The organism is Rhodococcus sp. RCBS9 (assembly GCF_029457415.1).
In the GTDB taxonomy this organism is placed as follows: domain Bacteria; phylum Actinomycetota; class Actinomycetes; order Mycobacteriales; family Mycobacteriaceae; genus Rhodococcus_F; species Rhodococcus_F qingshengii.
In genome coordinates this window covers 4466516-4488930 of the sequence record NZ_CP120422.1, presented here as the reverse complement: position 1 = coordinate 4488930, position 22415 = coordinate 4466516, and the positions used below count along the sequence as shown (strand labels likewise).

The 22415-nt window shown below is 63.8% G+C and carries 23 protein-coding genes; 6 read left to right on the top strand and 17 right to left on the bottom strand.

What is annotated here, in order from left to right:
- Positions 1-24: 24 nt before the first annotated feature.
- A complete protein-coding gene (locus P0M12_RS21230) occupies positions 25-762 on the bottom strand; it encodes a DNA alkylation repair protein (RefSeq protein ID WP_277376779.1) in 738 nt (245 codons plus the stop codon).
- 361 nt (positions 763-1123) lie between these two features.
- Between P0M12_RS21230 and P0M12_RS21225 the strand changes: the two genes are divergently transcribed.
- Positions 1124-1492: an SPW repeat protein gene (locus tag P0M12_RS21225; RefSeq protein ID WP_003941901.1), complete on the top strand. Its 369-nt coding sequence runs from the start codon at positions 1124-1126 to the stop codon at positions 1490-1492.
- A 71-nt stretch (positions 1493-1563) separates the two neighbouring features.
- On the opposite strand, the gene P0M12_RS21220 is transcribed toward P0M12_RS21225, so the two are convergent.
- Together P0M12_RS21220 and P0M12_RS21215 are read right to left on the bottom strand one after the other, a co-directional pair.
- Positions 1564-2328 carry an aspartate/glutamate racemase family protein gene (locus P0M12_RS21220; protein ID WP_070162580.1) on the bottom strand — a complete coding sequence of 255 codons (765 nt, stop codon included), beginning with the start codon at positions 2326-2328 and terminating at the stop codon, positions 1564-1566.
- Between the two features lie 42 nt (positions 2329-2370).
- Entirely contained in the window at positions 2371-3606 is a 1236-nt protein-coding gene (locus P0M12_RS21215) for an FAD-dependent oxidoreductase (RefSeq protein ID WP_277376778.1), read from the bottom strand.
- Between the two features lie 127 nt (positions 3607-3733).
- Here P0M12_RS21215 and P0M12_RS21210 point away from each other — a divergent pair, with 127 nt between their 5' ends.
- From P0M12_RS21210 to P0M12_RS21190, 5 genes are read left to right on the top strand one after another with little or no spacing between them, the layout of a single operon-like run.
- Positions 3734-4201, top strand: a complete 468-nt coding sequence (locus P0M12_RS21210) for an Asp23/Gls24 family envelope stress response protein (protein ID WP_003941912.1) — start codon at positions 3734-3736, stop codon at positions 4199-4201.
- The gene (locus tag P0M12_RS21205; protein WP_042453130.1) at positions 4198-4575 is read left to right on the top strand and encodes a hypothetical protein; all 378 of its coding nucleotides are present in this window, start codon (positions 4198-4200) and stop codon (positions 4573-4575) included. Before P0M12_RS21210 ends, P0M12_RS21205 begins: the two co-directional genes overlap by 4 nt.
- 1 nt (position 4576) lies before the next feature.
- Positions 4577-4756, top strand: coding sequence for a hypothetical protein (locus P0M12_RS21200; protein WP_003942043.1), 180 nt, complete (start codon positions 4577-4579; stop codon positions 4754-4756).
- Complete coding sequence (locus P0M12_RS21195; protein WP_007728390.1) at positions 4743-5717, top strand: DUF6286 domain-containing protein; 975 nt, start codon at positions 4743-4745, stop codon at positions 5715-5717. The genes P0M12_RS21200 and P0M12_RS21195 overlap by 14 nt, the downstream gene beginning before the upstream one ends.
- Positions 5714-6277, top strand: coding sequence for a hypothetical protein (locus P0M12_RS21190; RefSeq protein WP_054187810.1), 564 nt, complete (start codon positions 5714-5716; stop codon positions 6275-6277). The genes P0M12_RS21195 and P0M12_RS21190 overlap by 4 nt, the downstream gene beginning before the upstream one ends.
- Before the next feature lie 137 nt (positions 6278-6414).
- On the opposite strand, the gene tuf is transcribed toward P0M12_RS21190, so the two are convergent.
- The 14 genes from tuf to P0M12_RS21120 all read right to left on the bottom strand — a co-directional run bounded on the left by tuf (position 6415) and on the right by P0M12_RS21120 (position 22366).
- Complete coding sequence (gene tuf, locus P0M12_RS21185; RefSeq protein ID WP_003941926.1) at positions 6415-7605, bottom strand: elongation factor Tu; 1191 nt, start codon at positions 7603-7605, stop codon at positions 6415-6417.
- A 125-nt stretch (positions 7606-7730) separates the two neighbouring features.
- Positions 7731-9833 (bottom strand): elongation factor G, encoded by a 2103-nt coding sequence (gene fusA / locus P0M12_RS21180; RefSeq protein WP_007728394.1) that lies wholly within the window; start codon positions 9831-9833, stop codon positions 7731-7733.
- Between the two features lie 200 nt (positions 9834-10033).
- Positions 10034-10504, bottom strand: a complete 471-nt coding sequence (gene rpsG, locus P0M12_RS21175) for a 30S ribosomal protein S7 (RefSeq protein WP_003941856.1) — start codon at positions 10502-10504, stop codon at positions 10034-10036.
- Positions 10504-10878 carry a 30S ribosomal protein S12 gene (gene rpsL / locus P0M12_RS21170; protein WP_003941908.1) on the bottom strand — a complete coding sequence of 125 codons (375 nt, stop codon included), beginning with the start codon at positions 10876-10878 and terminating at the stop codon, positions 10504-10506. The genes rpsG and rpsL overlap by 1 nt, the downstream gene beginning before the upstream one ends.
- Positions 10879-11287: 409 nt before the next feature.
- On the bottom strand, positions 11288-11833 hold the full coding sequence (locus P0M12_RS21165; protein WP_058227502.1) for a DUF3558 domain-containing protein: 546 nt from the start codon (positions 11831-11833) through the stop codon (positions 11288-11290).
- Positions 11830-12378 (bottom strand): DUF3558 domain-containing protein, encoded by a 549-nt coding sequence (locus P0M12_RS21160; RefSeq protein ID WP_047268916.1) that lies wholly within the window; start codon positions 12376-12378, stop codon positions 11830-11832. Before P0M12_RS21160 ends, P0M12_RS21165 begins: the two co-directional genes overlap by 4 nt.
- 83 nt (positions 12379-12461) lie before the next feature.
- A complete protein-coding gene (locus P0M12_RS21155; protein WP_003942008.1) occupies positions 12462-13073 on the bottom strand; it encodes a TetR/AcrR family transcriptional regulator in 612 nt (203 codons plus the stop codon).
- Between the two features lie 60 nt (positions 13074-13133).
- Positions 13134-13919 carry an enoyl-CoA hydratase family protein gene (locus tag P0M12_RS21150; protein ID WP_047268915.1) on the bottom strand — a complete coding sequence of 262 codons (786 nt, stop codon included), beginning with the start codon at positions 13917-13919 and terminating at the stop codon, positions 13134-13136.
- A 13-nt stretch (positions 13920-13932) separates the two neighbouring features.
- Entirely contained in the window at positions 13933-15093 is a 1161-nt protein-coding gene (locus tag P0M12_RS21145) for an acyl-CoA dehydrogenase family protein (RefSeq protein WP_003942033.1), read from the bottom strand.
- Positions 15093-17078, bottom strand: coding sequence for a biotin carboxylase N-terminal domain-containing protein (locus P0M12_RS21140; protein ID WP_058227501.1), 1986 nt, complete (start codon positions 17076-17078; stop codon positions 15093-15095). Before P0M12_RS21140 ends, P0M12_RS21145 begins: the two co-directional genes overlap by 1 nt.
- Positions 17079-17086: 8 nt before the next feature.
- Positions 17087-18685, bottom strand: coding sequence for a carboxyl transferase domain-containing protein (locus tag P0M12_RS21135; RefSeq protein WP_003941989.1), 1599 nt, complete (start codon positions 18683-18685; stop codon positions 17087-17089).
- Positions 18682-19830 (bottom strand): acyl-CoA dehydrogenase family protein, encoded by a 1149-nt coding sequence (locus P0M12_RS21130; protein ID WP_007728404.1) that lies wholly within the window; start codon positions 19828-19830, stop codon positions 18682-18684. The genes P0M12_RS21135 and P0M12_RS21130 overlap by 4 nt, the downstream gene beginning before the upstream one ends.
- Entirely contained in the window at positions 19827-21548 is a 1722-nt protein-coding gene (locus tag P0M12_RS21125; protein ID WP_058227500.1) for an acyclic terpene utilization AtuA family protein, read from the bottom strand. The genes P0M12_RS21130 and P0M12_RS21125 overlap by 4 nt, the downstream gene beginning before the upstream one ends.
- Complete coding sequence (locus P0M12_RS21120; RefSeq protein ID WP_058227499.1) at positions 21545-22366, bottom strand: TIGR03084 family metal-binding protein; 822 nt, start codon at positions 22364-22366, stop codon at positions 21545-21547. The genes P0M12_RS21125 and P0M12_RS21120 overlap by 4 nt, the downstream gene beginning before the upstream one ends.
- Positions 22367-22415 lie beyond the last annotated feature (49 nt).

Here is a 22415-nt window from a genome sequence, read left to right as displayed (position 1 = left end):
CACAACCTACCGAGCGGTACTTCGCTAGCGGGCCGCCCGGAAGTGCGCTCGCTCGTCTGCGGTCAGGTGTTCGCACGCGTAGCTCAGTGCCGTGCGTCCCATGCCTGCTGCATTCTTCGCGAGGAAACCGGTCAACAAATCCCGGTCCACCCGCTTGCCCACCTCGCGGAGCATCCAGCCCATCGCTTTCTGGGTCAAGTCTCGTCGATCACCCAGCACCTGCGCGGCAAGCTCGAGCGTGGTCGACCCGTCGCCGCGAGTGATGAATCCGTACGTCGTCAGCAGCGCCACCCGTCGTCGCCACAGGTCACCCGAATCGGAAAGCTCGAAGATCAGCCGGCGATCTCGGTCGTACAGCCAGCCGCCGAGGATCTGTCCGGCGGACGAATCCACGAGATCCCAATTGTTCACCCGCCCGTCCTCGACAGCGCTGAGATAGAAGTCGGCGATGCGGGCGCGACTCTCGTCGTCGAAAAATTTTGGGCGACTGACCTTTTCGAATCGAGCAACCAGGATCAACAGACCGGCCAACCGATGCTCGTGGACGTCGCTGTCGAGAAGGAGGCGTACCTGAGGCAACTCGAGACCGACATGCTTCTTCACCACCGAACGCGTCTTCGGTACTCGCACGCCGATGAAGACGTCACCCTCGCCGTACTCCCCCGGCGCTGTCTTGAAGAACTTCTGTAGCTGGACGGCATCCGCGGGATCCGCGAGGTCGGCCAACTGTTCGATCACGTCCTGGGCACTCGATTGCGTCACCCCAGAACCTTCTCACGGGTCGTCTGTGCGGACTCTTCGATTCTCTCAGCGTCCTCACACCGTGTGCCCTGCTCGGCCACAGGTCGGCAGACGACACTCGAGGACAGTCAGTGAAAGGACCACCCATGATCACCGCCGCTATCGCATTCACCACTCTCACCCTCATGGCACTCTCGGGACATATCGCGGCCAGCGCTCCGCGCGGGCTCGTGGCAATCCGGACGAATAGTCACAAATCTTGATATTCGAGCCTCCACATCGCCTCTAACTGCAACGCGAATGCAATTGGCGGAGAGTTGATCTCGATCTGCCGCGGGCGTGTACTACAGGTGGACACACTCTCGTCTTTGGAGGTCTCGTCATGAAGTCGTGGAATCGAATGCAAGATGCCGTCGCGGTGGTTCTCGGCGTCTTTGCGGCTCTCTCGCCGATGTGGCTCGACACCACCGATCGGGCAATGTGGTCACTCGTCGTCCTGGGTGTCCTGGTTGCACTGTCGGGTCTGGCGCACATGGCACGTCCGGACATGGCCATGGCGGATTACGCGATGGGCGTTTTCGGCGTCTTGATGTTCATTTCACCCTGGGTCATGAGCTTCGACGCTCTACGCGGTGCGTCGTGGACGGCCTGGGTGGTCGGGGTCCTGACCGTTGTGGTCGCGGTGAGTGCGATGCCGGTGATGAGTGCGCGGATGCATCACGGGGGTCACGGCGGCGTAGCCGCACATTGACGGAGCGGCGTAGCCGCCCATTGACAGAGCGGAGTAGCTGCCCGTTGATGAATGGCTGAATACAGATTGGATCAGGCTTTGATCGCGCCCAACAACCGCCCGGCGTCGAAGGCTTCGGCGCTGGGCGGTAGCGCGCCCGGACGACCACTCACGAAAACCTCGACGGTTCCCGATCCTTCACCCGCGTCACCGAGCCCGTCGATCCGCCGCAGGGTCTGTCGTGCAACGGCTTCGGCACTGTCGAAGAGTGTGACGCCGGCGGGTAGCCGCGCTGCGATTTCGTCCGCGAGCAGTGGGTAGTGCGTGCAGCCGAGGACAACGCCGTTGACGTCGTCCGGCGTCCGTGTCACTGCGGATTCGATAGCTGCAAGTGCGGCTGCACGATCACCGAGGTCTATCGAATCGGCCAGGCCGTGGCACGGCACCCCGACGACCTTGGCGCCGTTGCCGAACTGTTCGATCAGATCGGCTTGGTACCGGCTGGCAGTCGTCGCGGCGGTAGCCCAGATCGCCACTGAATCGCACGCGGCGGCCGCGGGCTTGATCGCGGGCACCGTTCCGATGACCGGCACACCCGGCCCGACCAGTTCGCGGACGTGTGGGAGAGCGGTGACGCTCGCGGTATTGCATGGAAGAACGATGACCTGAGCCCCACGATCGAGGCTCCGCCGCACCGCACCGAGTACCCGGTCGACGACCCACGGCTCGGGCTTGGGCCCCCAGGGGGCGCCGTCCGGATCGAGGGACAGCACAAGATCGAGATCCGGGCGCAGGCGTCTGAGCCACGCAGAGGTAGGGAGCAGGCCCAGTCCCGAGTCGATGAGTGCAACGATCACCGCACAAATCTATCGTCTCGGAACCGGTCCTGCCTCATCCGTTCAGGCCGGTGTGGACTCCAACACGTCCGAGATGGGCGTGCCGGCTGCGATCTTCGCGCGCATCTTCATCACAGCTCCCGCGCTACCGCCGCCGACGACAGCTGCCAGCACACCGTCGCGCTCGTAGTATGCGACGAACTTTCGGCCGTCGTCCTTCACGATGTGAACGGTGTCCGTGGGTGCGACGGTCCCCAATGCCTGGATCTTGACATCGTACTGATCGCTCCAGAAGTACGGAACCTGCGCCGGCGCATCCGGATCACCCGTTCCGGTGATCGCTCCCGCCAGGATCTTGGCCTGGTCCCCAGCATTGGTCCAGTGTTCGACACGCTTGCGTCGATCTCCGATCTGCCAGGACGCGACGTCGCCGACCGCCCAGACGTGTTCGGTGCTGGTGCGGCCGACGCCGTCGCAGAGCACTCCGTTGTCGAGTTCGATCCCCGAACCGTCGAGCCATCCCGTGACCGGCACCGAACCGACTCCGATCGCGACCACGTCGACCGGGATTTCCGAACCGTCGCTCAAGGTCGCAGCGGCAACCGCTCCGTCGCCGGACAGCGAGGTCAAGCCCGTACCGACTCGGACGTCGATGCCCTCGTTCCGATGCAGACGTTCGACGAGGGCGCCGACGGTGGGGCCGAGCACCGACGCCAGCGGCGTCGGCTGGGGTTCGAGCAACACGACGTCGACGCCGTGAGACTTCATGCTCGCGGCCAGTTCGCAGCCGATGAAGCCTGCCCCGACGATCAGCGCACGCTTACCGGGAGCAAGGTCGGCGCGGAGGGCCAACGCTTCCTCGATGGAGCGCAGAACGTGCACTCCGGACAACTCCGGAAGGCCGGCGATGCGACGCGGAGTCAGTCCGGTCGCGATGACCAACTCGTCGTAGTCCAGGGTGGATCCGTCGGCGAACGCCACCGACTTGGCGACCGTGTCCACCGAGGTTGCCGGCGAACCGAGCTTGAGATCGACCTTGTTCTCGACGTAGAACTCGGCCGGACGCAAGGTCGTCTCGTCCTTGTCGCCGCGGATCACTTCCTTCGACAACGGAGGCCTGTCGTAGGGCAGATGCGTTTCTCCACCCGCGAGCGTCAATTCACCTTCGAAACCCGCTCGTCGCAGTTCCTCGACGGCCCGCAGTCCCGACAAACCCGCACCCACGATCACTATCCGTGCCACCACGTACCACCCTGTCCGACCCACGTCACTTGCAGCGCTCACTATGAACGCCGTCACTATTTGCCTCCGACTCTGCCATACCAAATGCCGGAGTAGGTGTGGTGCATCCCGCATGGTCACCTACCAGTCACTACAGTTGGAGGTACTTCAGACGCACGCACTGACACATGAGCAGGGAGCCCCCATGACCAGCGATTCCAGTGAAAAGAACAGCGTCCGATTCGGCGCCGACGGTGGCGCGGAACTAGTCAGCACCCAGGGTAAGACGATCATCGCCGACGCCGTGGTCGCCAAGATCGCCGGTATCGCGACCCGCGAGATCAACGGCGTGTACGACGTCGGCGGGGGCACAGCGCGTGCGGTGGGGGCACTTCGCGACCGCATACCGGGCGCCCGCGTCAACCATGCCCAGGGCGTGGCGGTGGAGGTAGGCGAGAAACAAGCCGCCATCGACATCGGCATTGTCGCCGAGTACGGCGTCGCACTCCACGAACTGGCGGTAGGTATCCGCCGCAACGTCATTGCCGCAGTGGAAAGCATGACGGGTCTCGAGGTCACCGAGGTCAACATCACCGTCTTCGACGTCATGCTCTTCGAGGATGCAGAGAGCGGCGGCAGTACCGATCCGGAAGCCAAGCCGAGGGTTCAGTGAGTACCGCCGACGCCGGCCGCGAGATCGACGCGGCCGAGGTAGTCGCCGACGCGGTTCTTGCCATCCCGGAAGTGGCAGATCTGCACGGAGGACAGTTCGGCGAAGTGGGAACCTACCTCCCCGGACGCCGCATCACCGGCGTCGTCGTCGACGAAAACTCCTGTGCTGTACACATTTCCGTTCACTATCCGGCCGACGTTCGCAGCGTCGCCGAGCGCGTACGAGCGGTGGTGGCGAGATTGGTCGACGTACCGGTGAACGTGACCGTCGGCGACCTGTCGACAGCGGGATATCTACCCGTTGATGCCGAAAACGCAGTCACCGAGCCTGCCACCGTCACAGACATTGCACCGAACATTCGAGAAGGGAACTGACATGAACAGCACCACCGTCGGACTGCTGGTCGGTCTGCTCCTCGCACTCGCCGGAATCATGGGTGGGTTCAGCGGTTTCGTCTTCGCAGTCCTGCTCGGCGCCGCCGGTATGGCGATCGGAGCACACCGCGACGGACATCTCGACCTCGGCGCGATCCTCCGAAGCCGTGGCCGTGGCTGAGCCGTCCGATCCCAGCGCAGCGGACGATCCTGGCCTACGCGGCTCCTTGGTCATCAAGGACCGTGCGATGGCCAAGATCGCCACGGCCGCAGCGGTGAACGTCCCGGGGGTGGTCCGCCAGTCCGGTGGCTTGACCCGCCTGACCGGACGCGATCTTCCGCGAGCCGACATCTCGATGGGTAGCGACGCCGTCGCGATCAATCTCTTCCTCGCCGTGTCCTGGCCGTGTTCGGTCACCGAGTTGACCGGCCGGGTGCGAACGGAAGTCGGTCGCAGCGTCGAATCGCTGACCGGGCTTCCACTCCACGACATGAACGTGATGATCGCGGCAACCGAGGGTTCTGACGACTCCTGTGTTTCCGGCGTCGAGATCGCGGAGGGCCCGGCACAGCAGGCACTCTCGGATCCGATTCCGCCGCGGGTCCCCTCTGCGAACCCGGCGGCCGCGGTTTCGGCCGTCGTCATCGCGTGTGGTCTACTCGCACTCGCCTTCGTCGTCTCGCGCGAATGGTTCATCAACCGTGGAACTTTCGAATCGGCACCCTGGATCCGAAACTCCGTGGAGTGGACGTCTCGTCTGCACTGGCAACCGTGGCTACTTCCGGTGGCGATCGCTGCCGTTGTCGCGGGTGTTGTCCTGATAATGTCGGCGATCAAACGCCGTGCGAAAACCCATGTCCCACTCGGGAACCCGAGCGCATCGACGGTGTGGATGCGGCCGACTGACATTGCACGTCTGTGCAGTAGCCACGCAGCGGTCGTTCCCGGCGTCGGCTCGGCTCACACCAGCGTCGACCGTAAACACGTCAAGGTCCACATCGAATCGACCGGTGGCGATCGAGCTGAACTTGCCGCAGCCGTCGACGCGGCGGTTCGGCCCCACCTCGCGATACTGCAGCGGCCACTGCAACTTTCGGTTGTCGTGCGAGAAACTGTAGTACGACGAAAGGACGCCTCGTGAACCGTTGGATCTCCGCGGTCGATCGGATCATCGTCCTCATCGTCGGAATCGCACTCCTCGCGGCGGGCGCATACGCCATCGCGTGGGACGCGGGCGCGTCGCTGATTCGAACCTGGGTGTCACGCTTCGATCGGGAGGTCCTCTTCGGCCTTCCGGAGGAGCCGTGGTGGCACTGGGTACTGTCGGGCACCTTCGTCCTCTGTGTCTTCGCCGGTTTCGGGCTGTTGTACCTGAACCTTCGCCGGCGCCGCACAAGCGCAGTCACATTGCGGCACAACGAATCCGGTACCGACGTCAGCGTGGATCTCGGACCCGTCGCAGACGGCGTAGCGGCCGAGCTCGCTCAGCTGACCGGCGTGCGGAGCACCAAGAGCAAAGCGACGGTCGATCGCGGATTGCCGACGCTGTCGATTGTCGTCACTGCAGATCCGTCGATCGACGTCGCCGGATTCACCGCTTCGGCCGAACGTATCGCCGGCGCAACCAGGCGCAGCCTGGACGGCTCGACCGTCGCAGTACAGGTTCTGCTGCACCTCGACCGGGTGGAAGCCAACAAGTAAGTAAGAACCACGCAGGCACCCGATCACCGAACACTCGATCACAGGCCACCCGATGGAAGACACAGAAAAGGCGCTCACTCCCCGAAGGGAATGAGCGCCTTTTTCAGTGCTGTGAATCAGCTAGCGAGACAAGAGTCTCACTTGATGATCTTGGCAACCTTGCCGGCGCCGACCGTACGGCCGCCTTCGCGAATTGCGAAGCGCAGGCCCTCGTCCATGGCGACAGGCTGGATCAGCTTGACGGACATCTCGGTGTTGTCACCGGGCATGACCATCTCGGTGCCCTCAGGCAGCGTCACGACGCCCGTAACGTCCGTGGTACGGAAGTAGAACTGCGGGCGGTAGTTGTTGAAGAACGGGGTGTGGCGGCCGCCCTCGTCCTTCGACAGGATGTATGCCTGGCCCTCGAACTCCGTGTGGGGAGTCGTGGTGCCCGGCTTGACGACAACCTGTCCACGCTCGACATCTTCGCGCTTGATGCCACGAACGAGCAGTCCGACGTTGTCGCCGGCCTGGCCCGAGTCGAGCAGCTTGCGGAACATCTCGATACCCGTGACCGTGGTCTTGGTCGAGGTTTCCTTGATGCCGACGATCTCGACCTCTTCGTTGACGTTGACAACGCCACGCTCGATACGACCGGTGACAACGGTGCCACGGCCGGTGATCGTGAAGACGTCCTCGACGGGCATGAGGAAGGGCTTCTCGGTCTCACGAATCGGGTCCGGGATGGACTCGTCGACAGCAGCCATCAGGTCGAGAATGGACTGCGTCCACTTCGGGTCACCCTCGAGTGCCTTGAGTGCCGAGATCGGAATGACGGGGGCTTCCTCGTCGAATTCCTGAGCGGCCAGCAGTTCGCGGACCTCCATCTCGACGAGCTCGAGGATCTCGTCGTCGTCAACCATGTCGGCCTTGTTCAGGGCGACGAGGATGTAAGGAACGCCAACCTGGCGAGCGAGCAGGACATGCTCGCGCGTCTGGGGCATCGGGCCGTCGGTAGCTGCGACGACGAGAATAGCGCCGTCCATCTGAGCTGCGCCGGTGATCATGTTCTTGATGTAGTCGGCGTGACCCGGTGCATCGACGTGCGCGTAGTGGCGCTTTTCCGTCTGGTACTCAACATGCGAGATGTTGATCGTGATGCCACGAGCCTTTTCCTCGGGAGCCTTGTCGATCTGATCGAAGGCCGAAGCCTCGTTCAGGTCGGGGAATGCATCCGCGAGAACCTTGGTGATGGCCGCCGTCGTCGTGGTCTTGCCGTGGTCGACGTGACCAATGGTGCCGATGTTCACGTGCGGCTTCGTCCGCTCGAACTTCGCCTTCGCCACTTTGTGTCCTCCTGGACTGTTGTTGCTTGCCGTATGCAGCAGTGCGGTTGGTTGTTACTAGGTCGTGCTTCGTGCCGGAAGAAACCGAGGTTACTTGCCGGCGCGGGCTGGGGAGCTCGCTGTGCTTACTCGCCCGTCGCCTTGGCGATGATTTCCTTCGAGACGTTCGCGGGAACCTCTGCGTAGGAATCGAACACCATGGAGAAGTTCGCTCGGCCCTGGGTCTTCGACCGCAGGTCACCGATGTAACCGAACATCTCCGAGAGCGGAACCAGCGCCTTCACGACACGGGCACCACTGCGTTCCTCCATGGCCTGGATCTGGCCACGGCGGGAGTTGAGGTCGCCGATCACGTCGCCCATGTACTCCTCGGGCGTTGTGACCTCGACAGCCATGAGCGGCTCGAGAATGACGGGGCCGGCCTTGCGGGCGGCTTCCTTCAGTGCCTGCGAACCGGCAACCTTGAACGCCATTTCCGAGGAGTCGACGTCGTGGTAAGCACCATCGAGCAGCGACAGCTTCAGGTTCACGAGCGGGTAGCCGGCGAGAACACCGTACTGCATCGCGTCCTGCGCACCGGCATCCACGGAGGGGATGTACTCGCGCGGGATACGTCCGCCGGAGACCTTGTTCTCGAACTCGTAGGTAGCACCGTCTTCGCCCACGAAAGGCTCCAGAGCGATGATGACCTTTGCGAACTGGCCCGAGCCACCCGTCTGCTTCTTGTGGGTGTAGTCGTGCTTCTCGACCTTCTTGGTGATGGTCTCGCGGTACGCAACCTGCGGCTTACCGACGTTCGCCTCGACCTTGAACTCGCGACGCATGCGGTCGACGAGGATGTCGAGGTGGAGCTCGCCCATACCGCCGATGACGGTCTGACCGGTCTCTTCGTCGAGTTCGACCGAGAAGGTCGGGTCCTCTTCGGCGAGCTTCTGGATCGCGACGCCCAGCTTTTCCTGGTCGGACTTGGTCTTGGGCTCGATGGAGACCTGGATGACCGGCGCGGGGAACGACATCGACTCGAGGACGATGGGGCTCGCCTGATCGCACAAGGTGTCACCGGTGGTGGTGTCCTTGAGGCCGATCATTGCGTAGATGTGGCCGGCTACGGCCTCGTCTACCGGGTTCTCCTTGTTGGCGTGCATCTGGAAGAGCTTTCCGATGCGCTCCTTCTTGCCCTTGGTTGCGTTGAGCACCTGAGCACCCGGATCGATACGACCCGAGTACACGCGGACGAAGGTCAGCTTGCCGAAGAACGGGTGAGCAGCGATCTTGAAGGCGAGAGCCGAGAACGGCTCGTCCTTGCTCGGCTTGCGAGTGATCTCTACTTCTTCGTCACCGAGCTTGTGGCCGATGACCTCGCCGATGTCCAGCGGGTTCGGAAGGTAGTCGATGACAGCGTCGAGCATGGGCTGAACGCCCTTGTTCTTGAACGCGGAGCCACAGAGAACCGGGTACAGCTCGGAGGCGACCGTCATCTTGCGGATGGCGCCCTTGATCTCCTCGATGGTGAGCTCTTCGCCGCCGAAGTACTTCTCCATGAGAGCTTCGTCGGACTCTGCAACCGTCTCGAGCAGCTTCTCGCGGTACTCGGCAGCCTTCTCGACGAGATCCGCGGGGATCTCCTCGATGGTCGGAGCGGTTCCCGTCGGGACCACGCCGCGCCAGGTGATGGCCTTCATCTCGACCAGGTCGACGACGCCGTCGAAGTCGTCCTCAGCGCCGATGGGCAGCTGGAGAACGAGCGGCTTCGCGCCCAAGCGGTCGATGATGGTCTGGACTGTGAAGTAGAAGTCCGCGCCCATCTTGTCCATCTTGTTGACGAAGCAGATGCGCGGAACGTCGTACTTGGCAGCCTGACGCCAAACCTGCTCGGACTGCGGCTCGACACCCTCTTTACCGTCGAAGACAGCAACTGCGCCGTCGAGCACGCGCAGCGACCGCTCCACCTCGACCGTGAAGTCGACGTGGCCGGGGGTGTCGATGATGTTGATCTGGTTGTTGTTCCAGAAGCAAGTCACGGCGGCAGACGTGATCGTGATGCCGCGTTCCTTCTCCTGCTCCATCCAGTCCGTCGTCGACGCACCGTCGTGCGTCTCACCGATCTTGTAATTGACACCGGTGTAGAACAGGATGCGCTCGGTGGTGGTGGTCTTGCCGGCATCGATGTGCGCCATGATGCCGATGTTGCGGACCTTGTTCAGGTCAGTCAGCACTTCCTGTGCCACAGGTTTCTTCCCCGCTCGTTGCTTGGTTTTCGGGTGTCGGCCTTATCGGTGTGTTCCACCGTCAGGGCCATGGTCTTTCAATTATGTCTCTGCCGAGGCGAACCTGGCCACCTGCGTCCGGAATCCGTCGCGATGATCAGGCCGCCAACGGCGACAAGCGTCGGAGCCCCACCCGATGGCAGTTGCTCCGACGCTTTACATCACCAGCGGTAGTGGGCGAATGCCTTGTTGGCTTCGGCCATCTTGTGAGTGTCTTCGCGACGCTTCACAGCTGCACCGAGGCCATTGCTGGCATCGAGGAGCTCGTTGGCGAGACGCTCGACCATGGTCTTCTCACGACGTGCACGCGAGAAGGTGACCAGCCAGCGCAGTGCCAGCGTGGTGGAACGACCGGGGCGAACCTCGACCGGCACCTGGTAGGTAGCGCCACCGACGCGGCGGCTACGAACCTCGAGTGCAGGCTTGACGTTGTCCAGGGCGCGCTTGAGGGTGACGACCGGATCGGTGCCGGTCTTCTCGCGTGCCTGCTCGAGAGCCTGGTACACGATTCGCTCTGCGGTGGACTTCTTGCCGTCCAGCAGGATCTTGTTGACGAGCTGCGTCACCAACGGGGAACCGTAAACCGGGTCGTTGATGAGCGGGCGCTTCGGAGCGGGGCCCTTACGTGGCATTAGCTCTTCTCCTTCTTGGCGCCGTAGCGGCTGCGTGCCTGCTTGCGACCCTTGACACCCTGGGTGTCGAGGGAGCCGCGGATGATCTTGTAACGGACACCCGGGAGGTCCTTCACACGACCGCCACGGACGAGCACCATGGAGTGCTCCTGAAGGTTGTGACCTTCACCGGGGATGTACGCGGTGACCTCGACCGAAGTCGTGAGGCGAACACGTGCGACCTTACGGAGCGCGGAGTTCGGCTTCTTGGGGGTGGTGGTGTACACGCGAGTGCACACGCCACGACGCTGCGGGCTGCCCTTGAGGGCTGCCGTCTTGACCTTGGCGGTCTTGTCGCGGCGACCCTTGCGGACCAGCTGGTTGATGGTTGGCATTTACCGGCTTTCTTGTGACGAACAGACTGCTCGAGCGAACTCGGGCCGTTCGAAAACGTGGCTGTTCTGAAATTAGGGATCTAGCAGTTGGAGCAAGAGAGCTGCTGCTCCTCACCCACCTCAGAGTCTGTACTCAGCACTTTCATGCCGCGCACTGCCCCCGAGGTCGGGCGTGTCGCATACCCCCACACAGGCAGCCGGATGCTCGTTCATCAGCAGTTTCTGCTCGAACGCGCGCACGGCAATACCTAGCTAGGCACACAGATCGGCCCGGGCATGCCGGACACGACCCATAACGATACCTGTCGGCGCGCCACGAGGTCAAAGCGAGGCCACGGTGATAGTGACCTCACGCTCTGACCAGAGACTCTGGCTGCACACTCAGACCACGCAGCCGGACCGGTCGCGATCAGATGCTGCGGTTCAACGTCAACGCGCCGAGCTTTGCCGCAGCCTCGCACGGATCCGCGCCGCCTTGCGGCTCGGTGACCCACCAACCGAACACTCCCCCGGCCGGTGCGCTCGCGCTCACCCCGCAGCTCTGCGGATCGGCCGGCTGGCGAACCTGGTACCCGCCACTGCCGTTGATGTCGATTTTCGCCACCACGTATCCCAGGTGCTCGAATGCAGCGCGCTCGTGATCGAGGGTGCCCGTCTCGAACCAGTTGAAGGTGATCTTGATCGGACCCGCGGTCCCGATGCCGTCCCAACGGCAGATAGCGCCGAAGAACCCACGCCCGACGGCGTCGGCACCCACGGCACCGGCGATCTGCTCGTCGGTGACGGCTTCGCATTCTTGGAGGACGTTCGCGAATTCCTGGCTGTCACTACCGCCGTAGCTGCCCTCCGCACGGGGAGTCCCGGTGACCACGGAGCCGCACCCCGTGAGTAAAACCAGCGACCCAGCCAGGGCGAGCCCGATCCTTACGCGCTTCACGGCGCCCTCGAACTTCACTGTGCCCTCGAAACTGTTTTTTCCATCAGATCCCGCGCCACCGTGCATGGATCCGCGGTCGGTGGCAGCAAACCGTAGGTGATCGACCAGTGCACGAAGTCTCCGCCGAACGCGATACCCAACTCGCACAACGAACCTGCCGTGGACGCGATGAAGCCTTGATGACCGCCGATCGTGATGTCGTCGGCAGGACGTCCGAGCAGGTCGGACCCGGCCCGTTCGCGGCCGATCGGGCTACCGCGGTACCAGGAGAAACTGACGCTCGGACCGTTCGAACCGGCGACTTCCCACTGGCAACCGACGCCGTTGCGCGTCGTCGTCGCAAAAGTGCCGAGATTGAAGGCGTTGACAACTTCCTCGTCGGTCACCGAGCCGCATTCGGCGAACATCGGGCCCGGATCCGTAGGTGCGAGTGCCTGCGAACCCGCACCGTCGCCCGGCTGATCGACGGACCCGTCGCCGGAGCTGCAGCCGACCACGGCCGAGAGCACGGCAGCCGAGACCAATACCGAAGTCCCGATCGAAGTGAGAGTGCGTGCGGCCATGGAGCCGACTGTACTTCTCGGTGGCCCCCGACACACGCCACGTGCGCGTCGAGAGCACCGGCGCCGGCCCCGCCGCTACCGATTCAGGGAGTTGCCACCGGTACCCGAACAAGTGTGGAATCCAATTGCGCCGCCCACTGTTTGACCACCTCGGTGCGTCGGCGCGAGTCGTCTGTCAAGACATCAGCCAGCCCCAGCCCGCGGGCCAGGTCCAGGGTCGCCTGTACCAAGCGGTGCGTCACCGGGTCGGAGTCGTCGACACCCAGACTCTCGACGGCCATGCGGTGCGCGATGCGCCCGAATCGTTCCTCGAGGGGCAGTACGCGGGCACGCAGGTCGGGGTCGGAGGCAGCGGCCGTCCACACCTGCAGTGCTGCTTTGAACAGAGTCCCGGTGTAGTACTCCACCAACCGCGAAATGATCGCCTCGGTTCGTCCGGCACCCACCGGAAGGTCGGTCGATTCCTTTCGTGCCTGATCCATCCGGGCGTCGAACATCACCTCGAGCGCCGCGGTGATGAGGTCCTCGCGGGTCGGGAAGTGATGCTGCATCGCGCCTCTGGACACCCCGGCACGCTGCGCGACGACGCTCATCGTCGTTGCGCTCCACCCGAGTTCGGCGAGACACTCCACAGTCACTTCGAGCAGGTGGGAGCGCGTGACTCGACTTCGGTCCTGCTTGGGCTCTCGAGTCATCGCGCCGCCATCCCTTCTACTTCTGTGTTCCAGCGCTTCTGTGTCCCAGCTGCGCAGTTTCTACTGCGCCCAGGCTGCTGGACGCTTCTGCAAGAAAGACATCATGCCCTCACGAGCCTCGTCAGAGGAAAACAGCCGAGCCGACTGCGCGATCATCTCCTCGCCGTCCCGGTCGAATCCGGCCAGGACCGAACGCGTCGTGATCCACTTCGATTCGGCAAGTCCCTGCGGTGAACATTGGCGCAGGGTGCCGAGCAGTTCGGTGATCGACTCCCCCGTGTCCTGCGACGCGGCGGTGACGAGTCCGATGGATTCGGCCTCGTGCTGGCCGAACTTCTCTCCGGTGAGCAGATAGCGGCTCGCAGATCGCTGGTCGAGCCTCGGCAGGACCGTGAGCGAAATGATGGACGCTGCCAAACCCAACCGTGATTCCGTCACCGCGAAGGTGCTCGCCGGTCCGGCGACGACGATGTCGCACGCCCCGACAAGACCCATGCCTCCGGCCCGGACGTGACCGTCGATCCGCCCGATCACCGGCTTGGGAAGCTCGAGAATGCTGCGCAAGAGTGTCAGCATCCCCCGTCCTCGCTCCTTGACGGCGTCCTCCGGTGATGCGGACGAACCGGAGGCCTCACTCAGATCGGCTCCCGCACAGAATGTTCCACCGGTGTGGGTGAGTACCACCGCTCGAACTGCCGGATCGGCGGCAGCCGCCGTCAACCCAGCCTGCAACTCCGTGACCAACCGCGTCGAAATCGCGTTGCGGTTGTGGGGTGAGTCGAGAGTGATCGTGGCAGCACCGCCCGATACTTCGTACCGTACGTATGGCTTGTCCTGATCCGTCATGAGTCGCCTCTTCCTAGTAGGACCGTGGCAGACCGAGGGAATGCTGTGAGACGAAGTTGAGGATCATCTCGCGGCTCACCGGCGCGACACGGGCGATACGAGCCGCACCGAGCATGGCGGCCAGTCCGTATTCCTTCGTCAGTCCTGCGCCGCCATGCGTCTGGATCGCCTGATCGAGCGCCTTGATGCTGGCTTCAGCGGCGGCGTACTTTGCCATGTTCGCGGCTTCGGCAGCACCGAAATCGTCACCGCTGTCGTAGAGCACCGCGGCCTTCTGCATCATCAGCTTGGCGAGCTCGAGTTCGATCTTCACCTGCGCGAGTGGATGCGAAATACCTTGGTGCGCACCGATCGGCGTCTTCCACACCGTGCGCTCGTTGGCGAACTTCACTGCGGCGTTCAGGGCGTAACGGCCCATGCCGATGGCCATCGACGCACCCAGGATGCGCTCGGGGTTGAGGCCGGCGAACAACTGCATCAAGGCGGCATCGGCTTCGCCGACCAGAGCGTCGGCCGGCAGACGGACGTCGTCGAGGAAGAGGATGAACTGGTGGTCCGGTTCGATGATGTCCATCTCCATCTGCGTCTTCACGAATCCCGGAGAATCCGTGGGGACGATGAACAGAGCGGGCTTGAGCTTGCCCGTCTTGGAGTCCTCGGTCCGCGCAACGACGAGGACCGCGTCAGCCTGATCGACACCCGAGATGTAGATCTTGTTGCCGCTCAGGATCCAGTCGTCGCCATCCCTGCGTGCCGTCGTGGTGATCTGATGAGAGTTGGAACCAGCGTCGGCCTCGGTGATTCCGAACGCCATGATCTTGGAGCCGTCGGCGAGGCTGGGTAGCCACTGCTGCTTCTGCTCCGCCGTGCCGTACTTGCCGATGATGGTGCCGCAGATGGCCGGGGATACGACAACCAGGAGCAGACCGGCACCCTGCGCCGCCAATTCCTCCTGCACCAGCGCGAGTTCGTAGATGCCTGCACCGCCGCCGCCGTATTCCTCCGGCAGGTTGACGCCCAGGAATCCGAGTTTGCCCGCCTCGTTCCACAATTCGGTGAGCGGCTCCCCCTTTCGCGCCTTGGGCAGCACGTAGTCGACGTAGTTGAAGCGCTCACCCAGTTTGGAAACGGATGCCCGCAGTTCCTTCTGCTCTTCGGTCTCGATGAAACTCATCATGCTTCCTCTTCTGTAGCGGGTTCTTCCACACGAGCGAGTACCGATCCGACCTCGACCTGCTGGCCGACGGCGACCGGAAGTTCCACCAGGACACCGGCAGTCGGCGCGGTGACGGTGTGTTCCATCTTCATGGCCTCCAGCCACAGAATCGGCTGGCCGGCGGTGACGGTGTCACCGAGTGCGGCACCGAGGCGGATGACCGATCCCGGCATCGGAGCGAGCAACGAACCGGCGGCGACTTCTGCCGACGGATCCACGAAGCGCGGTGCTGCCGTCAACGCGACGGGTCCGAGCGAGGAGTCGACAAAAATCTCACTCCCGTAGGCCGCAACGTCGAACGAGCGCTGTACTCCGCTCTGCTCGAGCACTACCCGGGTCGCAGTTGCCGATACCAGGCGCACGTCGTCGAAGCCTTCTGCACTCAGCACGCCGCTTCGGCTCAGGGAGTAGCGGACGTCGTAGTCGCCCGACGCAGTGGAATAGCTCTTGCTCTGCGGCTGCGACGGGAGGTTGCGCCACCCGCTGGGCAAGCGGCCGATGACGCGGGCCGACGCCCGGTTGTGCGCGGCATCGGCAAGTGCCGCCGCCAGCGCCGAGAGTCTTTCGGCGGCGGTATCGACCAAGGGCGTAGACAGCTTCTCGAGGTCGTGAGTCTCGAAGAAGGCAGTGTCGGTGTCTCCGGCAATGAAGGCGGGGTGGGCCAGGACGTTGACGAGCAGGTCGCGGTTGGTGCGCAGCCCGTGAATCCTGGTGCGCGCCAGCGTCGATGCGAGCAGCCGGGCAGCTGCGGTCCGCGTCGGCGCGTACGAGATGACCTTGGCCAACATCGGGTCGTAGTGGACGCCGACAACACTGCCGTCGACGACGCCGGAGTCGAGGCGAACGCCCTGCTCACGCAGAACACTGAATTCTTGCGGGTCACCGGGCAACTCGATGTGGTGGACGGTTCCGCTCTGCGGCTGCCAGTTCTTGGCGGGGTCCTCGGCGTACAGGCGCACTTCGATCGAATGCCCACGGATCTCCGGCTGATCGTCCGGAAGTGCTTCACCTGAAGCGACCTGCAATTGCAGTTCCACCAGATCGAGTCCAGTGGTGCACTCGGTGACCGGATGCTCCACCTGCAAACGCGTGTTCATTTCGAGGAAGAAGAAGTCGCCTTTTTCGTCAGCCAGGAATTCAACGGTTCCTGCCCCCTCGTAACCGATGGCGTTGGCTGCGAGCCGCGAGGCGTCGAACAGCTTGTCGCGCATGGCGGGGATGCGTTGCACGAGCGGCGACGGGGCCTCTTCGACCACCTTCTGATGCCGACGCTGGATCGAGCACTCGCGCTCCCCCACCGCCCACACCGCACCGTGGCGGTCGGCCATGACCTGAACCTCGATGTGCCGACCGGTTTCGAGGTAACGCTCACAGAAGACTGTCGGGTCGCCGAAAGCGGACTGCGCCTCACGCCGCGCCGCTTCCAGTTCGCCGTCCAGCGCAGACAATTCACGAACGACACGCATTCCGCGTCCGCCGCCGCCCGCCGACGCCTTGATCAGCACCGGCAGATGAGCCTCGGTCACCGCGGCGGGATCGAGTTCGGAGAGCACCGGCACTCCGGCGGCGTCCATGATCTTCTTGGACTCGACCTTCGACCCCATGAGCTCGATGGATTCGACGGGCGGGCCGATCCACGTCAGTCCCGCGTCGATGACGCTGCGCGCGAACTCCGCGTTCTCGGAGAGGAATCCGTATCCGGGGTGAATCGCGTCGGCGCCCGAAGCCTTGGCGGCGGCGATGACGAGCTCACCCCGCAAGTAGGTCTCGGCAGGCGTGTTACCCGGCAGGCGAACCGAAGCATCGGCTTCGGCGACGTGCGGGCTGTCGGCATCTGCGTCGGAAAATACCGCGACCGTGCCGATTCCGTTCTTGCGGCAGGTTGCAAAGACACGGCGGGCGATTTCGCCACGATTGGCGACCAGTACTGAAGTGATTGTCACGGCGTGCCTCACATACGGAAGACGCCGAAGTTCTCGGTGCCTTCGATCGGGGCGGTGGCGATGGCCGACAGGCACATTCCCACCACGGTGCGGGTGTCTCGGGGATCGATGACGCCGTCGTCGTACAGACGACCCGACAGGAACATCGGAAGTGACTCGGCCTCGATCTGGTTCTCGATCATCGCGCGCATGCCGGCGTCGGCCTGCTCGTCGAATACCTGGCCGCGGGCCTCGGCAGCAGCGCGTCCCACGATGGAGATGACGCCGGCGAGCTGCGCACCGCCCATGACGGCGGACTTGGAACTGGGCCAGGCAAAGAGGAACCGCGGATCGAACGCGCGTCCGCACATGCCGTAGTGACCGGCGCCGTACGACGCTCCGAGCAGGATCGAGATGTGCGGAACCTTGGAGTTGGCAACCGCATTGATCATCATCGATCCGTGCTTGATCATGCCGCCCTCCTCGTATTCCTTACCCACCATGTAGCCGGTGGTGTTGTGCAGGAACAGCAACGGCGTGTTGGAACGATTGGCGAGCTGGATGAACTGCGTGGCCTTCTGTGATTCCTCACTGAAGAGCACTCCACGTGCGTTCGCCAGGATGCCGATCGGGTAGCCGTTGAGCTCTGCCCACCCGGTCACGAGGGAGGAACCGTAGAGCGGCTTGAACTCGTCGAAGTCGGAACCGTCGACGATACGGGCGATGACCTCACGCGGATCGAACGGGATCTTCAGGTCGGCCGGAACGATGCCGAGCAACTCTTCCGGATCCTCGAGCGGTTCGATGATCTCCGCGCGCGGCGCCGGCCCCTTCTTGGTCCAGTTGAGCCGCTTGACGATCGAGCGCCCGATGCGGATCGCGTCCTGCTCGTCGGCGGCGAAGTAGTCGGCCAACCCGGACTTGCGAGCGTGCATTTCGGCGCCGCCGAGTGCCTCGTCGTCGGATTCCTCACCGGTGGCCATCTTGACCAGCGGCGGGCCTGCGAGGAACACCTTGGAGCGTTCCTTGATCATCACGACGTGGTCGGACATGCCCGGGATGTACGCACCGCCGGCCGTCGAGTTACCGAAGACCAGTGCAATGGTGGGGATTCCGGCTGCGGACAGCTGAGTGAGGTCACGGAACATACGCCCGCCCGGGATGAACACCTCTTTCTGCGTCGGCAAGTCTGCGCCGCCGGACTCTACGAGGGAGATCACCGGGAGTCGGTTCTGCATGGCGATGTCGTTGGCGCGGAAACCCTTACGCAGCGTCCACGGGTTGCTGGTGCCGCCGCGCACGGTGGGATCGTTGGCGACGATCAGGCATTCGACACCTTCGACGACGCCGATACCGACCACAGTGCTGGCGCCGACCGGGAAGTCACTCCCCCACGCAGCGAGGGGACACAGTTCGAGGAACGGTGAATCCTGATCGAGCAGGAGTTCGATCCGCTCGCGTGCCAGGAGCTTTCCCCGCTTGTGGTGCCGCTCGGTGTACTTCTCGCCGCCACCCGCCAACGCCTTGGCGTGCTCGACCTCGATCTCGGCGAGCTTGGTGTTCATGGTCGAAGTTGCGGTCTTGTACACCTCGGAATTGGTGTCCAGTGTTGACCGGATGACACTCATGACTGATACCCCAATCGCTTGGCCGCGAGGCCGGTGAGGATTTCGGTGGTTCCGCCACCGATTCCCAGAATTCGCATGTCCCGGTACTGCCTCTCCACTTCGCTTTCCTGCATGTATCCGAGGCCGCCGAACAGCTGAACAGCTTGGTTCGCAACCCATTCGCCCGTCTCGACTGCCGTGTTCTTCGCAAAGCACACCTCGGCGATCAGATCGCCGTCACCGGCCATGTACCGCTCGATCACCGAGTGCGTGTACACCTTGGCGACGTCGATCTTGCGGGCCATCTCGGTGACGGTGTTCTGCACGGCCTGCCGACTGATCAGGGGGCGACCGAAAGTCTCACGGGCGCGGCACCATTCGAGCGTCAGCTCCAGGCAACGTTCTGCACTGGCATACGCCTGCGCGGCGAGCGCTACCCGCTCGGAGACAAATGCCTGGGCGATCTGCGCGAAGCCGCTGTTCTCTGCACCGACCAGATTCTCCACCGGAACCCGGGCGTCGACAAAGGAGAGTTCCGCGGTATCGGATGCGCGCCAGCCCATCTTCTCGAGTTTGCGCGAGACGGTGAATCCCGGTGTGCCCTTCTCGATCACGAGCAGTGAGACACCACCCGCGCCGGGACCACCGGTGCGCACCGCTGTAACGACGAAGTCCGCTCGAACGCCGGAGGTGATGAACGTCTTGGCGCCGTTCACGACGTAATGATCGCCGTCGCGCTTGGCTGTAGTTGTCAGGTGCCCGACGTCGCTGCCTCCGCCGGGCTCGGTGATGGCGAGCGAGCCGATCTTGTCGCCGCGCAGGGTCGGCTTGACCCACTTCTCGATCTGCGCCTCGTCGCCGGCCGCGATCAGGTGCGGCACCGCGATGCCGCAGGTGAAGAGCGATGCGAACAGCCCGCCCGACGCACCTGCCTGATGCATCTCCTCACAGATCACGATGGAATCGACGGCGTCGCCGCCCTCACCACCGGCCGATTCGGGTGCGCTGGCCCCGAGGAGTCCGAGAGCGCCTGCCTTGCGGTGCAATTCGCGCGGAATCTCGCCGTCTCGCTCCCACTGCGTCAGATGCGGCAGAATCTCCTGGTTCACGAATCCGCGTACGGTCTCGCGAAGCGCAAGCCTTTCCGGTGTGGTCCACACGGTCACCGTGAATCCTCTTTCTCGTCAGTTACGGGGAGTAGCGAAATCGGGATGTCGATGTGGCGCGAACGCAGCCATTCACCAATTCCCTTGGCCTGCGGATCGAACCGCGCCTGCGAGGCGACACCCTGACCGAGGATTCCCTCGATCACGAAGTTGACGGCACGAAGGTGCGGAAGCTGGTAGCGAGTGACGTTCAGGTCTGCTGCTTCCGGTAGCAGTTCCTTGAGCATCTCGACGGTCAGTGTGTGCGCCAACCACTTCCACTGATCGTCCGTGCGAACCCAGACGCCGACGTTGGCATTTCCACCCTTGTCGCCACTACGGGCACCGGCGATCGTGCCGAGTGGTACCGACAGCGACGTCTGTGGCGGCAACGGCTCCGGACGCTCCGGTTCGTCGACGGGTTCGAGGTCCTGCGTCAACGTGGACGGAGCGATGTCCACGCGCGTGCCGTCCGGCAGTACGGCCACGTGCGGCACCGATCCCGCGTCGACGTAGCCGGGGGTGAACACTCCGTACGGTTGGCCGTTGCTCGGCGGAGCCGTCAGCGAGAAGCCGGGGTAGCTGGCAAGTGCCATTTCCACCGCAACCGCGGAGAAAGGACGACCGATCACCTTGGGGTCGGAATCGCGAACCACGCAGCGCAGCAACGCACTCGCGGTTTCCTCGGTGTCGGAATCCGGATGATCCGTGCGAGCGAGAGTCCAGACCAGTTCGGCGGGCTTCTTCGTCAGCCAGGATTCGAGCTGAGTCTTCGCCAGATCGGCCTTGGCCTCGATGTCGAGACCCGTGAGGATGAAGGTGGCCTCGTTACGGAACCCGGCCAGCGTGTTCAGCGAGACCTTGTACTGCGGCGGCGGAGCCTCGCCCGTGACGCCGCTGATCAACACCCGGTCCGGGCCTTCCTGGGTGAGCACTGCGTTGTCGATGCGGGTCGTCACGTCCGGGCCTGCATAGCGTCCACCGGTGATCTCGTACAGCAGCTGCGCCGTCACCGTGCCGACGCTCACCTCGCCGTCCGTTCCGGCGTGCTTGGTGATGACCGAGGTTCCGTCCGCGTTGATCTCGGCGATCGGGAAGCCAGGCCGGCCCAGATTGGGAATCTCTGTGAAGAACGCGTAGTTGCCGCCGGTGGCCTGGGTTCCGCACTCGATGACGTGGCCCGCCGCGACAGCACCGGCAAGCTGATCGAAATCATCTCGCTTCCAACCGAAATGGTGAGCGGCCGGACCGACGATCACCGACGCATCGGTGACCCGTCCGGTGACCACGACATCGGCGTCGGCCGACAATGCTTCGACGATGCCCCAGGCGCCGAGGTACGCATTGGCCGTCAGCGGGGAGCCGAGTCCGAGTTCGTCTGCCCGAGAGACCAGATCGTCACCCTCGACGTGGGCGATCTTTGCGTTCAACCCCAGCTTGGTGTTGACCTCGCGCAACGCGTCGGCCAGTCCGGCCGGGTTGAGACCGCCTGCATTCGCGACGATCTTCACCCCCTTGTCGAGCGCAAGGCCGAGCGTGTCCTCCACCTGCCGCAGGAACGTCTTCGCGTAGCCGAGCGCCGGGTCCTTCATCCGGTCCCGCCCGAGGATCAACATCGTCAGTTCGGCCAGGTAGTCGCCGGTCAGGTAGTCGAGTTCGCCGCCCTCGAGCATCTCGCGCATCGCCGAGACGCGGTCGCCGTAGAACCCGGAGCAGTTACCGATCCGTACCGAACTCATTTGCCCACCTTCGATGCTCGTCCCTCACCGCTGGATCCGACGGCGGCTCGTCCCTCACCGCTGGGTCCGGCAAAGGCCTGCGCGAACCCGAGCCACTCGTCCGCGTCGGCACCCACGGCGACCAGATCGAGATCGGCGCGATTGGCGCGCTGGGTGACCAGCAAGCAGAAGTCCAACGCCGGCCCGGTGACCTTCTGCGGCGCATCTTCCGGCCCCCAGGCCCAGAGCGACCCGTCCGGCGCGGTCAACTCAACCCGGAAATCGTCGGCGGGCGGCGTCTTCTCGTTGACCGAGTACGCGAAGTTTCGCGTCCGCACACCCAGGTGAGCGATGTTCTTGATGCGCGCCGTCGGAGCGCGTTCGACGCCGAGTGCGTCGGCAACGTCCTGCCCGTGCGCCCACGTCTCCATCAGTCGCGCGGTAGCCATGGAGACACCGCCCATGGGCGGGCCGTACCAGGGGAACTTGGTTCCGGCCGGGGCGGCGGTGAGCGCCTCGACGAGAGCGGTGCGCCCCGCTCGCCAATCGGCGAGCAACTCCGCCGGCTGGCGGGCCGCCTGTTCGGCAGCACCGTCGTCGACAAACCCTGCCGGGTTCACGAACGCCGCCTTCAACTGCTCCGCGAAACCGTCCGGGTCGGTGATCGCCAGGATCGCTGCACTGTCCGTCCAGTGCAGGTGCCCGATCTGATGTGCGATGGTCCACCCTTCCGCAGGCGTCATTGTCGCCCACTTCTCCTCGGGCAGATCCGCAACCAGGGCGTCGAGGCTCTCGCCTTCGGCCCGCAAGTCATCGATGAACGTCTGAAGTTCGGCCATGCGACCAGCATCACACCCACATCCATAAAAATCAAGCACGAATGATTGT